Genomic DNA, 13,398 nt, shown 5'->3' with positions numbered 1-13,398 from the left:
AAAACATATTTTCTGAAAAGAAAGGTGTGAACAAGATCATGTGGAAATGGGAATGTGAAGACTCGAATCCTAAGGGTGTTATCGTAATTGTGCACGGTGCAGCAGAACATCACGGACGTTACCGCTGGCTCGTTGAAATGTGGAAGTGCTCCGGGTATCATGTCATTATGGGAGATCTCCCGGGTCAAGGTACATCGACGAGAAGACGGGGTCATATTCTGTCATTTGACGAGTATATCACCGAATTTAATGTGTGGGTGGATGAAGCACGGAAGCTTGGATTGCCTCTTTTTTTACTGGGTCACAGCATGGGCGGGCTGATCGTCATACGGGCTCTGCAGGAAAAACACCAGCATATAAACGGTGTTATTTTATCTTCACCATGCCTTGGCCTCGTATATAAGCCAAGTAAAGCGATGGAGCTGATTTCTAAACCTTTAAACATTATTGCTCCGGCATTGAGAGTTGATTCCGGCTTATCTGTAAGTATCGCTACAAGAAATAAAGAAGTGAGAGACGCCGATGAGAATGATACACTTTATGTGACAAAGGTGTCCATAAGATGGTATCGTGAATTAATTAAGGCAATTGAGCAGGCGCATATAAACGTGAAGAAGTTTCCTGATTTACCTCTTCTAGTCATGCAGGGCGGGGATGATAAAGTGGTTGACAGCTCGGCTGTTAAGACATGGTTCAACCGTGCTGCTTTGTCAGAAAAAGCTTTTAAAGAATGGAAAGGCTTCTATCACGAAATATTTAATGAGCCTGAGCGGGATCAAGTATTTAAGTACGCTCAATCGTTTGTCGATGCACATTTAGAGAGCTGATAATAAAGAGGTGATCTTATTGACGGCAATACCGCAGCACCCGCTGCGACTAATGGCGAAAATTTATAAAGATATTTTTCCGATTGTGCATACCCATCTAAATGGATGGAGAGAAAAAGCAAGTCAGATTCAGAATGCGGAACTTAGAAATCAGGCGCTGGCAAGTATAAATGATAAATCCTTCCACTGTGAGGGCGGAGGGATTTTTGGCCTTTTATCAGAGACAAACAAGCATGAATGCATTGAATTTATTGTAGCTTATCAGACGATAAGTGATTATCTTGATAATTTATGCGACCGAAGTACATCGCTTGATCCATTGGATTTTGCCATGCTTCATCAATCAATGAATGATGCACTGACTGTAGGAGCACCCCTGAAGAATTACTATTCTTACCGGACCGATCAAAATGACGGCGGATACTTGCACGCACTCGTATCCACTTGCCAGAATATATTAAGCAGACTCGGTAACTACTCTCTTATTGCAGAGCATCTGCTCGAATTATCCTGTTATTACTGTGATTTGCAAGTACATAAGCATGTAACCATGGATGAGCGCATTCCAAGGCTTGAAACATGGTTTGAAAAAAACAAACAGGGATTGCCGGACATGCAGTGGTATGAATTTTCTGCATGCGCAGGATCAACTTTAGGCATTTTTTGTCTGGTCTCTTACGCATTCCGGGATGATTTCAGCGAAAAAGAAGCCTTCCGCATCCGTGAAAGCTATTTTCCGTACGTTCAAGGATTGCATATTCTGCTCGACTATTTAATTGATCAGGAAGAAGACCGGATCGGCGGAGATTTGAATTTCTGCAATTATTATGAAACCGAGCAGGAAATGATGATGAGGCTAGAGCATTTCGTCCTTCAGGCTGAATCAAACCTCAGCGGAATTCCTCATGAAAACTTTCATAAACTTATTCACAGAGGACTGCTTGGCGTTTATTTATCCGACGAGAAAGTAACTTCAAGAAAAGACCTCGGGAAGCTTGCCAGACAGTTAATCAAACTTGGAGGAAAAACGTCTTCATTCTTTTATTGGAATGGACGGGCCTACAGGGCTATTCAGAAAATGGCTGCCAGAAGCTCTTAAGGAAAAGAGACCGGGATTCTTTCCCGGTCTCTTTCTATGCCTGCATTTTTTCAATTGCCAGTATAAATGGAGCACTGTTCTTTTGATTAAGAAATTGATATTGCAGAACGTGCGCCTTTTTTTGATCCAGCTGTCCTGCATATTCTAAAAGGGCATCACGTTCCATTTTCCCGCCGGGGTGACCGTGATAAATGACAAGAATGATGACTCCTCCCTGCTTCATCATGGAAAAGAGCTGTTCAATTGCCCCGATCGTTGACTCTGGCTTCGTGACGATTTCTTTGTCGCCGCCAGGCAAATAGCCTAAGTTGAAGATAGCAGAAGCTATATTTCCTGAGACAGCCGCCGGCAGGCAGTCAGCTGCCTTTTCATGGCTTTCTTTAAATAGTGTTACACGGTCAGTTAATGAGTGTTCTGACAGACTTGCTGATGTCGCTTGAATGGCATTATCCTGAATATCAAACCCATAAACATGCCCGGTTTCACCGACAAGTTCTGCGAGAAAAACCGTATCATGTCCGTTTCCAATTGTAGCGTCTATTGCAATGTCACCTAGAGTCACTGTCTTGGATAAGAGGGATTTTGCAAAAGGAAGCACCCGTTCTAATTTCATTCTGCGGTTACCTGTTCTTTCTGAAAGTATTTTCCCTGATAGCTGCCCCGGGCTTTAAGTTCTGCATCAATGGAGTTCAGAACATCCCACTTGTTCACACTCCACATCGGGCCAATCATTAAATCAATTGGTCCATCCCCTGTAATCCGGTGAACAATCATTTCCGGCGGCAGAATTTCAAGCTGATCGCACACCAGGCTCACATAGTCTTCTTTTGTTAAAAATTCCAATTTGCCCTTCTCATACTGCTTTACCATTGGCGTCCCTTTTAATAAGTGAAGAAGATGGATTTTAATGCCCTGTACATCCAGTTTTGAAACGGCACGGGCTGTTTCCATCATCATTTCATTTGATTCAAGCGGAAGACCGTTAATAATATGGGAACAAACTCGAATGTTATGTTTGCGGAGCTTTTCTACGCCTTCTTTATAGCATTCATAATCGTGAGCCCGGTTTATAAGCAGTGCTGTCCGCTCATGAACAGTCTGCAGCCCAAGTTCGACCCACAGGTACGTTCTTTCGTTCAATTCAGCCAAATACTCCAGCACATCATCCGGCAGACAGTCCGGCCTTGTCGCAATGGAAAGCCCTACAACACCGTCCAATTCTAAAACAGACTCAAATTTCTCTCGCAGCACCTCAACTGGTGCATGAGTATTTGTATAAGCTTGAAAATAAGCCATGTATTTGCCGTTTTTCCATTTTTCGTGCATTTTATCTTTTATTTGATTGAATTGAGTAACAAGATCCTCTGCGCGGTTTCCTGCAAAATCGCCTGAACCGGCTGCACTGCAAAATGTGCAGCCGCCGTATGCTGCAGTCCCGTCGCGATTGGGGCAGTCAAATCCTCCGTCTAATGCTACTTTAAAAACTTTATGTCCAAAGTGATTTCTTAAATGATAATTCCATGTATGATACCGTTTTTCATCTGCTGCATATGGAAAAGGGTTTATCTGCTTCAAACTAGAAAAACCTCCTTAAATCGTAAATAGCCATCAGAGCATTTTATCATGGTGTTTGTCTCCATGACAAACACCTGTAACGTCATTTCCAATTGTTTTTCCGTAATTTGAATGCTGAAATAGAGCAAACTATCTGTAATGAAGTGAAATGCTTCATTTACTTATAGGGGGTTTGCAAAATGGCAACAAGACAATCTGTAACTGAATGTCTCGACAGATGCACAAATACGTATGACTATGCCAGAAATCAATATGCTGAAGGATCTAAGCAGGAGCATTACAATGACACAGAGTATTCACAAGCTCAGCAAATGCTTGAGGATGCGGTAAATGAGTGCAATTCTTTAACATTAAGCGCCAATGATCAGCAAAAAGAACAGCTTTACAGAATGCGCCTTCAGCTTCAGCAGCTTCAAAATGAAATGATTTTACTTGATCATTAGGAGGTCTGTGTCAGATGAAAAAACGTTCAAAACAGAATAACCCTGAACAAAAGACAAGAAACGGCGCTAATAATCAGGATGTTGAATTTGGGAAAGATTTCGATCCTGTTAAGCAATCCAAGAAAAAGTACGAGCAGCAGGGACAGCCTGTAAAATCGAAACAGCGTTCTGAATAAGGTTGAAAACTGCTTCCATAATGGAGGCAGTTTTTATTTTTTGGCTCTTTTCTTAAGGCTTGTTGTTTTAGGCTAGAACATGCGGTTGATTCCACATATCAGTGCAAAAACCAAAATTGTGGAATTATAGATGTAGTTGATTCCACGTTTCAGTGCCAAAACCAAAATTGTGGAATCATAACATGTGGTTGATTCCACTTCTCAGTGCAAAAACCAAAATTGTGTAATCATAGCATGCGGTTGATTCCACGTTTCAGTGAAAAAACCTAAATCGTGGAATCATAGCGTGCATTTGATTCTACTTTTCTGCACAATAACCAAATTTATAAAGGGTAGTCAAAAACACAATCTATGCGAAAACAGCCAAATTTTTTAAAAAACTCATTGACAATGTATGTAAAAAAATATAATGTACTAGGTGTACTACATAACATAATACACCTAGTACATTAGAAACAGTATATATCCCGGTTAAAGAAAGAAGGGAGACGGATGATTCAAATTGATCCGCGCAGTTCAACAGCAATCTATGAGCAAATCATACAGCAGATGAAAGAACTTTGTTTAAAGGGAGTATTAAAGCCTGGTGAAAAATTGCCGTCTGTAAGGGAGCTCTCAACAATGATTATTGCAAATCCAAATACAGTGAGCAAAGCTTATAAAGAATTAGAACGGGAAGGCATCATTGAAACCTTAAGGGGAAGAGGAACCTTTGTATCGGAAAATGTCCAAATAACATTGGATCAGGGGAAGATGGAGATGATTAAAGAACAGTTAAAACCGCTTATTGTAGATGCGGTATATGCAGGTGTGGACATTGAAATCATCCATAAATGGATTGAGGAAATCAGCAGGGAAATGAGAGGTGGAAGAAATGATTGAGCTGAAGAATCTTTCAAAGACGCTTGATGGAGAAAAAGTGCTTGATTCCATCTCACTGAAGCTCGGCAAAGGTGAGATATTTGGATTGCTTGGCCGGAATGGTTCAGGGAAAACAACGATTTTACGGTTAATTCAGCAGATAATTCTGCCAGATGAAGGAGAGGTTTTGTTTGAGGGTGTCTCGATAAAAGAAAATCCTCTTGTTAAACGGAAAGTGGTTTTAGTATCTGTTCATAATCCATTTTATGAAAGATACACGTACAGAGAACTAGTGCGTATTCTTAAGCCGCTCTATCCAGATTTTGATGTGACGTACTCAAATGAACTGATCAACAGATACGCTATTCCTGAAACAAAAAAATACCGTGAGCTTTCAACCGGTTTGAAAAAACAGCTTGCCCTGATTCTTGCATTTGCAACTCGTCCTGCAGTGATTATGCTTGATGAACCGACAGACGGCATTGATGCTGTAACACGTCATGATCTCCTGCAGCTGATGATTGATGAAGTCGCAGAAAGGGAAACGGCTATTCTCATTACATCTCACCGGTTAGAAGATATCGAACGAATCTGCAGCCGCATTGGTTTTTTGGAAGGGAAATCCCTTACAAACGTAATGGAAATGGACGCAGTAAAAGAAGATTACATGAAAATTCAGGCAGTATTTGATGAGGATGTTCATCTGTTAATCAGAGAACGGAACATCTCCATTCTCGATTACACAGGTGTATTTTATACCCTGCTTTTAAAAAGAGATGACGAAGAGAGTAAGAATTGGCTGAGAACACTGAATCCTAAAGTGTGGAATCAGCTTCCGGTCAATTTGGAAGAAGTATTTATCGCTAAGTTTGGAGGGAAGCGGAGATGGTAGGAGGTCTTTTTGAAAAAGAGCTTAAGCAAGTAAGGACGCTGTTTCTCTTCTTGTTTGTATTTAACGCGTTTGCATTGCCATTTACTATTTGGTCACAGTATTCAAGTTATATGGAATTTTTGAAAAAACATCCCAACTATTCTCTTGAACCCTTTGTCTTTCAATTTGGGGAGATCCGCTTCTTTTCATCAGCTCACTGTTTGTCTTTTTTATTGCCATAAATCAAATAGGGACAGAACGGGCGAAAGGAATCATGGATTTTACTCTCGCTCTCCCGTACAAGAGATCTAACATATTTTTCGTGAAATGGGTTATAGCTTTTGGAATTATCGTATTATCCACACTCATTTCGCTGATTTTATCAGGCAGCTACATTGAATGGCACAATATTCCTGTTTCTCAGTCGCTGTTCCACTATTATTTTATCTACTTTTCGTCCCTTACGATGGTTTATACACTGACCTTGTCGGCAGGAGCACTTACCGGAACACCATTTGCGCAGGGGCTGACAGCAATCAGTGCTTCTGTTCTGCCGCTGCTGTTTACATTTGTTATTGGGATGAATGTCGAGGCATTCAGGATTGTTTCCTATTCAGAAATGGAATTGTTGTATGAAGCAGGGTATTTACTTACTCCGGCTCTTCAATTTTTCGGGGGGACGTTCTTTCGGGAGATCGCATCCGCTTACAGGTACTATTTCGCCATTCCAGGCAGTATGGCGATCATTTTCTATCTTATTGGCTATTTTTCGTTCATTAAGCATCCAAATGAGCGAAACGGAAATTTCTTTTTGTGGAAACAGCTGAATTTACCAGTTCAAATAATTGTTATTCTGCTCGGTGTGCTTGGTTTCAGTTCAATGGGATACGGTATCTCTAATGAAAGTTTTACAGGCTATATCTTAGGTGCCATTATTGGTGCAGCAGTCAGTATCATACTTGGCTATTACTTGATTTATAAAAAAACAAAGCAGGCATAGGAGAGAGAAACATGATTAAAGTTGAACATTTAAGTCACTCCTTTAAGGTTGGGAAAAAAGGCAGTGAAAGAGAAATTCCGGTTTTAAAAGATGTAACACTTGAAGTGAAAAAAGGGGAAATTGCATCGATAGTCGGCAGAAGCGGTTCCGGAAAATCGACTTTGCTGAATCTTGTATCAGGTTTTATCCCGCCGACAGCCGGCAAGATACTGGTAGACGGTACAGTTGTTACAGATTTCAATGAGAAGGAATGGGCTGAGTTCCGGTTAAACACTTTCGGTTTTATTTTTCAAAGCTTTCAGCTGATACCCAGCCTGACGACTTTTGAAAATATAGAACTTCCTTTGACATTAAAGGGCATACCTTCGTCTGAACGCAAAACAATCGTGACAGAGATGCTTTATCGCATTGGGCTTGAAAACCATTCATCCCATTATCCGAATGAACTTTCCGGAGGTCAGCAGCAGCGTGTTGGAATTGGCCGTGCTTTAATTACTAATCCGGAAATCATCCTGGCTGATGAGCCGACAGGAAGTCTTGACAGTGAAACAGAAAAAGAGATTCTTCTGCTGATCAAAGAATTAAACGCTGAAAAAGGCATTACTTTTTTTATCATCACACATGACGAGGAAGTAGCTGCTTACAGTGACCGCAGATTTGAGCTTCAAGATGGTGTGTTAAAGGAAGGGGGTGTTCCGGTTGAAATTTAAAGATCAGCTAAGCTTAGTGAAACGCAATATGAAGAAAAACCGGATGCGGGTATTTATGACCGTCCTTGCTACAACGATAGGCTGCGCCTTTTTAATTGTCCTTGCGTCTGTTGGATTCGGCATGCAAAAAAGTATGCAGGAGGAGTTGTTAAGCGCACAAAAGCTGAATGAAATTCAAATCAGCGGCAAAGAAACTGACGGGAAATATGAAGAGCCTTCAAAGGCTCAGATAAATGAACTCGAGAAAATGAAAAATGTTGCAGCGGTAGTGAGAAGATCAGGTGTTTCTCCAACTGCTGAAAAAGCCGTTAAGCTTTCAGACAGGACAGCTTATTCTGCGAACCCCATTCTCACAAATATGGAACAGGAGCTCAAAGGGAATTTAGAACTTGAAACTGGAAGTATTCCAACAAATGAAAATGAAGTAATTGTGGGCTATCACTTTGGGAAAGCCCTGCTTACTGAAGGAGAAAGAAAAACACAGGATGAAATCGATCAAAATTCTGACTCAGCTCAATCACCGCCAAAAGGATACAGTGGGGAACTGATTGGGAAAGAAATTGTGTTTTCAATGATCGAGCAAATAGACGGGAAGCCTGCAGAAAAAAGCTGGAAGTTTAAAATCACAGGGATTGCTAAAGAGCCTGCAAGGGATTACATGGAAGATGCTTCTGTCTATATCAGTGAAAAATGGAAACCTGAAATGACTGCTTTTGCTAAGACGGCAGATGGAGCTTCAGAATTTGAAATGGCTGAGTATGATCAGGTGCTTGTTTATACAGCAAGAATTGATCAGGTAGAAGGAGTCACTGAAGCATTAAAAGAAAAGGATTATCTCGTATATTCAATTACCGAAGAACTGGATAATTTGAATTTATTCTTTAATGCATTTAAAGCAGGTCTGATTTTCATTGGAACGGTAGCAGTCCTTATCGCCTCAATCGGAATTTTTAATACGATGACCATGGCTGTGACAGAACGCACACAGGAAATTGGCATCATGAAAGCAATCGGTGCGCAGCCTAGTATAATTAGAAGAATATTCTTATTGGAAAGTGCATTTATTGGCATCCTTGGCGCTTTGCTCGGAGTCGCGATTTCTTACATAATCAGTTTGGCTGCTAATTTCGCTATCCCTCTCATCTTAGAGTCGGTCTCAGAGGGAAGTATGGATGGAGTAGATTTCACCTTCTCTTCTATCCCGCTCAGCCTTGTCCTGATTGCGAGTGCGATCAGCGTGGGAGTAGCAGTTATCTCAGGCTTGAGACCTGCAGTGAAAGCAACTAACATCAATGTCCTTTCAGCATTGAGACGTGAACTATAACAAGAAGCAGGCGGAATTTGCCTGCTTTTTTTTGAGAGGAGGATTCATATGAAGAAAGGATTTCTAAATCTGCTGATTGCGTTTATCTTCATGCTTTTATTTTTCCTGCCTGTTAAAGATTTTTTCAGCAGCGGAATGAAAATCTCCGTTCTGAATTCGACTGGACGAGAGATCAGCGGTCTTGAAATCTCTTATTATTATAATGATGAAAAGATACTCATTCCTTCACTGAAACCGAATGAGGTGCGTGAGATTACAATTGTGCCTGATGAGGATTTCAGTGAAAGCTCCATGCAGCTCTTTTACACAGATCAAACCGGAAAGCTGAGACAGGAAATGATATTCGGCTACTTTGAAAAAGGGTACAAGGGCACTGCAGCAATAACGGCAAGATCAGTGAACAACGAAGGGGTAATTACATTCAAGGTGAACGAAGAATTAAATGTATATTGAGTTGCTTTGGCATGAACCGGCAACTGAAATCATTTTTAGGCTGCAAGCCTCCGAACCGTTATTCCTTTTCTGCTTCTTTGAACTGAACAGCGGATCCAGCATTTCTTTATTGCATTCTCCTTTAAAAAGGACTACAATCTTCAATGGATTAAAAAAGACGCGAAGGCAAACTGATGCTTTCGTGCTTTTTTGTGAGTTTTTTTGAAGGAGGTTTTATCATGCCGCGTTCTTTATGGCTACTGATTATTGGCATGCTGATCAATGTCACGGGATCATCGTTTCTATGGCCTTTAAATACGATTTATATTCATGACCATCTTGGCAAATCGTTAACCGTTGCCGGAGTTGTTCTGATGTTAAACTCTGCTGCGAGTGTGGCAGGAAATCTGATTGGCGGTGTTTTATTTGACCGCTTTGGAGGATACCGATCAATCTTAAGCGGAATTATCCTTACGTTTGCAGCTATTTTAGGTCTGGTGTTTTTTCATGGCTGGCCATCATATATCGTCTTTTTGACACTTGTAGGTTTTGGATCCGGAATTGTGTTTCCTTCTATGTATGCACTCGCTGGAACCGTTTGGCCTGAGGGCGGCAGGAAGGCTTTTAATGCCATCTATGTCTCTCAAAATGCAGGAGTCGCTGTCGGAGCAGCGCTTGGAGGATTAATTGCAGGGTATTCCTTTCAATATATTTTCATTGCGAATGCAGCTTTGTATGCTGTATTTTTCTTGCTTGCATGTTTCGGATATCGAAATATAGCTGCACGTCCAGCAGCACAAACATCGATCCTGCAGCAGTCATCTAAAGTGAGAAAAAATGATAAATTTACTGCCCTTATCATTCTTTGCTCAGGATATGCACTTTGCTGGGTGGCCTATGTGCAGTGGCAATCGACAATTGCTGCACATACTCAGGAGCTTGGCATTCCGCTTACCCAATACAGCTTAATATGGACCGTCAACGGGGCGTTAATTGTTTTTGCCCAGCCTTTAGTGAATACCTTTGTTAAGTATTTTGCTGAATCCATTAAAAAACAGATGATGATAGGATTTGTTATATTTATCGTTTCTTTTGCAGTCGTTCCGTTTGCAGATGCGTTCAGCGGATTTATGGCTGCGATGATTATTTTGACAGTTGGAGAAATGCTTGTGTGGCCTGCAGTCCCAACGATAGCTAACGACCTTGCACCTAAGGGGAAAGAAGGTTTTTATCAGGGATTCGTCAACAGTACAGCGACAGGCGGAAGGATGATTGGTCCTCTCCTCGGCGGGGTTCTGGTAGATATGTACGGAATGAACATGCTTTTCCTCGTTTTGATTGGATTGCTTTTCCTTGCAATGTTCACAACCTCGATCTACGATAAAAAAATGAAAGAACAGTCTGTAAGTGAACCAGTTATAAGTTCATAAGGGGAGGCTGGGACAAATGGTTTTCAGCCAAAGAAAAATCCGAACTATTATGTGAAATTCCAACTTGAATTTCGTTTTAGTTCGGATTTTTTCTTTGGCTCTTTTCATAAATATTGTTGCTGCAGTACTAAATGTTAGAAATATTAAGTTCCTGGAGCTGCAAGGAACGGACATTATTTATAATGAAAAACAACACTTTATGCGAAACTAGCTCTTTCTTTTAATGGTTTTCGCACTATTCAATGTTCAGCTTTCATTCTCGTTACGTCCCAGTCTCTTTTTTAAATCTGAGGAACGCAGCCGTTTTCATATCTTTTGTGATACGATGATAAAAAAGGTTTAATGGGTGGGAGAAACAATGTTCAATCAAAGCTTTCCATATGCAAAAGAGATTTTTGAAACCGTTATTGAAAATGCATTTGCCTGGATAGTGATTGTAGATGATAAAGGGAAAGTCATTTATATGAACGAAGACTATTGCAGATTTCTTGAGGTAGACCGCAATACCGTACAAGGGCGGCACGTAACGGATGTGATCGAAAATACAAGAATGCATCTGGTCGTTCAGACTGAAAAGGAAGAAATTGCAGATCTTCAATATATTAGAGGAAATTACATGATTGCCAACCGAATTCCGATTTTTGCAAACGGGAAGATTGTCGGAGCGTTTGGGACCGTTATGTTCAGAGATACAAAAGAGTGGAATGAAATGAACAGCCAAGTGAGGCATCATTTATCATCTATTCAAAAATATCTTGATCAGCAGGAGCAGACGGGTGCGAAGTATACGTTAAATGATATTAAATCAAATTCGAGAAAAATTTTAGAATTAAAAGAGAAAGTAAAAGCCATTGCTGCAAGTGACAGCTCAGTTCTTTTAAGGGGCGAAAGCGGGACAGGAAAAGAATTATTTGCTCATAGTATTCATCAGCTGAGCCACCGCAATGATCAGCCTTTTATTAAAGTAAACTGCGGGGCTATTCCTGAGCATCTGCTTGAATCTGAACTCTTCGGCTACGAGGAAGGAGCGTTTACTGGGGCAAAAAAAGGCGGCAAGAAGGGGAAATTCCAGCTCGCAAATGGAGGAACCATTTTTCTTGATGAAATTGGAGATATGTCCTTGCATATGCAGGTTAAGCTGCTTCGCGTGCTGCAGGAAAAGGAACTCGAGCCGGTTGGTTCCATAAAAAGCATTCCGCTGGATGTTCGGGTGATTGCGGCAACCAATCGTCCGCTTGAATTGATGATGAAAGAAAATCGCTTTCGCGAAGATCTCTATTACCGCATAAGTGTCATTCCGTTTAATATTCCAGCGCTTAGAGAACGGATTGAAGATATAGAGACTCTGGTCAATCACTTCATGCAGAAGATTTCCCTGCGCACAGGCAAACGGATTATCGGCATTCATGAAGATGTGATGAATACCTTCTATCAATATCATTGGCAGGGGAACATCCGCGAGCTTGAAAATGTCATCGAAGCAGCGATTCATCTGACTGATGACGTCATTATAGGCATTGATGCCATTCCTGACTACATCCGGAAGATTCATTCCTTCGAAACGGAAGATATTACGTTAAAAGAGATGCTTGAAGAAACGGAAAAAAGAGTCATTATTGCTGCTTTAAAAAAATGGAGCGGCGATAAACAGAAAGCCGCTAAATCTTTGGGGATCAGTAAATCAAGCATGTATGAGAAAATACAAAAATATGAGCTGACGTTATAGTCCAGAATTTTGGAATAGAGTCCATAATTCTGGACTTTTCTTTTTTCTTATACAGGCCATATCGCCTACTTCAAATAAAACTTGTCCAAGTTCATTTTATATTCCGAAAAATCGGAATATAAAATGATTCTGTGAACGATTTGTTACTCTTTATCCCCGTTTTTAAAGTTGGCACGGCTCTTGCATATATAATAGCGAGAACAAAGAAGGGAGGATCTTCATGAAAACACTTCATCATTCATTCACCGATGCCGTTAAAGATATAAAAGATGGATCGACGCTTATGGTCGGCGGATTTGGTCTTTGCGGCATTCCAGAAAATCTGCTGCTTGCTCTAGTAGAAACAGAAGTAAAGAATTTGACTGTGATCTCCAACAATTGCGGTGTAGATGATTGGGGTCTTGGACTGCTTTTGAAAAATCGTCAAATAAAAAAAATGGTTGCATCTTATGTTGGCGAAAATAAGGAATTTGAGCGCCAGGTTTTATCAGGCGAGCTTGAGGTCGAGCTTTTGCCGCAAGGCACCTTAGCTGAAAAGATCCGTGCTGGAGGAGCAGGCATCCCCGCTTTCTTCACACCTGCAGGAGTAGGCACACAAATCGCAGAAGATAAGGAAAGCCGCGTTTTTGATGGGAAAGAATATGTACTGGAGACTGCACTAACAGCTGACTTCAGCTTGATCAGAGCGGCCATTGCAGATAAGTGGGGAAATTTAATTTACAGCAAAACGGCTCAAAATTTTAATCCGATGATGGCAGCTGCCGGAAAAATAACGATTGCGGAGGCGGAAGAAATTGTCGAGGTAGGAGACTTAAATCCAGAGCATATCCAAACACCAAGCATTTATGTTCAGCGCCTTATTCAAGGTGTACAGCAAAAGAAGATTGAGAGATTGACCGTCCAAAAAGTGTAATGGAGGTGAAA

15 protein-coding genes are annotated in these 13,398 nt (G+C 41.0%); 13 read left to right on the top strand and 2 right to left on the bottom strand.

The window, feature by feature from the left end:
• Nucleotides 1-38: 38 nt before the first annotated feature.
• Nucleotides 39-827, top strand: a complete 789-nt coding sequence (locus AC3ISE_RS17525; RefSeq protein WP_489221963.1) for an alpha/beta hydrolase — start codon at nucleotides 39-41, stop codon at nucleotides 825-827.
• Between the two features lie 52 nt (nucleotides 828-879).
• Nucleotides 880-1,926, top strand: a complete 1,047-nt coding sequence (locus AC3ISE_RS17520; protein ID WP_489224370.1) for a tetraprenyl-beta-curcumene synthase family protein — start codon at nucleotides 880-882, stop codon at nucleotides 1,924-1,926.
• 34 nt (nucleotides 1,927-1,960) lie between these two features.
• Here the strand turns inward: AC3ISE_RS17520 and mnmM are convergent, their stop codons facing one another.
• Both mnmM and mnmL read right to left on the bottom strand, forming a co-directional pair.
• Nucleotides 1,961-2,539, bottom strand: coding sequence for a tRNA 5-(aminomethyl)-2-thiouridylate-methyltransferase MnmM (gene mnmM, locus AC3ISE_RS17515; RefSeq protein ID WP_489221962.1), 579 nt, complete (start codon nucleotides 2,537-2,539; stop codon nucleotides 1,961-1,963).
• Complete coding sequence (gene mnmL, locus AC3ISE_RS17510; RefSeq protein ID WP_489221961.1) at nucleotides 2,536-3,501, bottom strand: tRNA modification radical SAM protein MnmL/YtqA; 966 nt, start codon at nucleotides 3,499-3,501, stop codon at nucleotides 2,536-2,538. Before mnmL ends, mnmM begins: the two co-directional genes overlap by 4 nt.
• A gap of 179 nt (nucleotides 3,502-3,680) precedes the next feature.
• Here mnmL and AC3ISE_RS17505 point away from each other — a divergent pair, with 179 nt between their 5' ends.
• From AC3ISE_RS17505 to AC3ISE_RS17455, 11 genes are all read left to right on the top strand, one after another.
• Nucleotides 3,681-3,944 (top strand): YtzC family protein, encoded by a 264-nt coding sequence (locus AC3ISE_RS17505; protein ID WP_489221960.1) that lies wholly within the window; start codon nucleotides 3,681-3,683, stop codon nucleotides 3,942-3,944.
• 14 nt (nucleotides 3,945-3,958) lie between these two features.
• Nucleotides 3,959-4,120, top strand: a complete 162-nt coding sequence (locus AC3ISE_RS17500) for a glycogen biosynthesis protein GlgD (RefSeq protein ID WP_070876588.1) — start codon at nucleotides 3,959-3,961, stop codon at nucleotides 4,118-4,120.
• A 492-nt stretch (nucleotides 4,121-4,612) separates the two neighbouring features.
• Nucleotides 4,613-5,002: a GntR family transcriptional regulator gene (locus AC3ISE_RS17495; protein ID WP_489221959.1), complete on the top strand. Its 390-nt coding sequence runs from the start codon at nucleotides 4,613-4,615 to the stop codon at nucleotides 5,000-5,002.
• Entirely contained in the window at nucleotides 4,995-5,873 is an 879-nt protein-coding gene (locus tag AC3ISE_RS17490; RefSeq protein WP_489221958.1) for an ABC transporter ATP-binding protein, read from the top strand. The genes AC3ISE_RS17495 and AC3ISE_RS17490 overlap by 8 nt, the downstream gene beginning before the upstream one ends.
• Nucleotides 5,874-6,126: 253 nt before the next feature.
• Nucleotides 6,127-6,852, top strand: coding sequence for an ABC transporter permease (locus AC3ISE_RS17485; protein WP_489221957.1), 726 nt, complete (start codon nucleotides 6,127-6,129; stop codon nucleotides 6,850-6,852).
• Nucleotides 6,853-6,863: 11 nt separating this feature from the next.
• Nucleotides 6,864-7,562, top strand: a complete 699-nt coding sequence (locus AC3ISE_RS17480; RefSeq protein ID WP_489221956.1) for an ABC transporter ATP-binding protein — start codon at nucleotides 6,864-6,866, stop codon at nucleotides 7,560-7,562.
• Complete coding sequence (locus AC3ISE_RS17475) at nucleotides 7,552-8,886, top strand: ABC transporter permease (protein ID WP_489221955.1); 1,335 nt, start codon at nucleotides 7,552-7,554, stop codon at nucleotides 8,884-8,886. Before AC3ISE_RS17480 ends, AC3ISE_RS17475 begins: the two co-directional genes overlap by 11 nt.
• Nucleotides 8,887-8,934: 48 nt before the next feature.
• Nucleotides 8,935-9,339, top strand: a complete 405-nt coding sequence (locus AC3ISE_RS17470; RefSeq protein WP_489221954.1) for a hypothetical protein — start codon at nucleotides 8,935-8,937, stop codon at nucleotides 9,337-9,339.
• Between the two features lie 218 nt (nucleotides 9,340-9,557).
• The gene (locus tag AC3ISE_RS17465) at nucleotides 9,558-10,748 is read left to right on the top strand and encodes an MDR family MFS transporter (RefSeq protein WP_489221953.1); all 1,191 of its coding nucleotides are present in this window, start codon (nucleotides 9,558-9,560) and stop codon (nucleotides 10,746-10,748) included.
• Between the two features lie 358 nt (nucleotides 10,749-11,106).
• Nucleotides 11,107-12,474 (top strand): sigma-54 interaction domain-containing protein, encoded by a 1,368-nt coding sequence (locus AC3ISE_RS17460; RefSeq protein WP_489221952.1) that lies wholly within the window; start codon nucleotides 11,107-11,109, stop codon nucleotides 12,472-12,474.
• Nucleotides 12,475-12,694: 220 nt separating this feature from the next.
• Complete coding sequence (locus tag AC3ISE_RS17455) at nucleotides 12,695-13,387, top strand: CoA transferase subunit A (RefSeq protein WP_489221951.1); 693 nt, start codon at nucleotides 12,695-12,697, stop codon at nucleotides 13,385-13,387.
• Nucleotides 13,388-13,398 lie beyond the last annotated feature (11 nt).

The organism is Metabacillus sp. KH_069, assembly GCF_057838075.1.
The sequence above is the reverse complement of the archived record's forward strand: the minus strand, read 5'-3'. Positions and strand labels throughout refer to the sequence as shown.

Bases quoted from the DNA above. Each gene is read 5' to 3' on its own strand.
- AC3ISE_RS17525 (WP_489221963.1), top strand. From the start codon at position 39: ATGTGGAAATGGGAATGTGAAGACTCGAATCCTAAGGGTGTTATCGTA.
- AC3ISE_RS17460 (WP_489221952.1), top strand. From the start codon at position 11,107: ATGTTCAATCAAAGCTTTCCATATGCAAAAGAGATTTTTGAAACCGTT.
- AC3ISE_RS17480 (WP_489221956.1), top strand. From the start codon at position 6,864: ATGATTAAAGTTGAACATTTAAGTCACTCCTTTAAGGTTGGGAAAAAA.
- AC3ISE_RS17495 (WP_489221959.1), top strand. From the start codon at position 4,613: ATGATTCAAATTGATCCGCGCAGTTCAACAGCAATCTATGAGCAAATC.
- AC3ISE_RS17455 (WP_489221951.1), top strand. From the start codon at position 12,695: ATGAAAACACTTCATCATTCATTCACCGATGCCGTTAAAGATATAAAA.
- AC3ISE_RS17505 (WP_489221960.1), top strand. From the start codon at position 3,681: ATGGCAACAAGACAATCTGTAACTGAATGTCTCGACAGATGCACAAAT.
- AC3ISE_RS17470 (WP_489221954.1), top strand. From the start codon at position 8,935: ATGAAGAAAGGATTTCTAAATCTGCTGATTGCGTTTATCTTCATGCTT.
- AC3ISE_RS17520 (WP_489224370.1), top strand. From the start codon at position 880: ATGGCGAAAATTTATAAAGATATTTTTCCGATTGTGCATACCCATCTA.
- AC3ISE_RS17485 (WP_489221957.1), top strand. From the start codon at position 6,127: ATGGATTTTACTCTCGCTCTCCCGTACAAGAGATCTAACATATTTTTC.
- AC3ISE_RS17500 (WP_070876588.1), top strand. From the start codon at position 3,959: ATGAAAAAACGTTCAAAACAGAATAACCCTGAACAAAAGACAAGAAAC.
- mnmM (WP_489221962.1), bottom strand. From the start codon at position 2,539: ATGAAATTAGAACGGGTGCTTCCTTTTGCAAAATCCCTCTTATCCAAG.
- AC3ISE_RS17490 (WP_489221958.1), top strand. From the start codon at position 4,995: ATGATTGAGCTGAAGAATCTTTCAAAGACGCTTGATGGAGAAAAAGTG.
- AC3ISE_RS17465 (WP_489221953.1), top strand. From the start codon at position 9,558: ATGCCGCGTTCTTTATGGCTACTGATTATTGGCATGCTGATCAATGTC.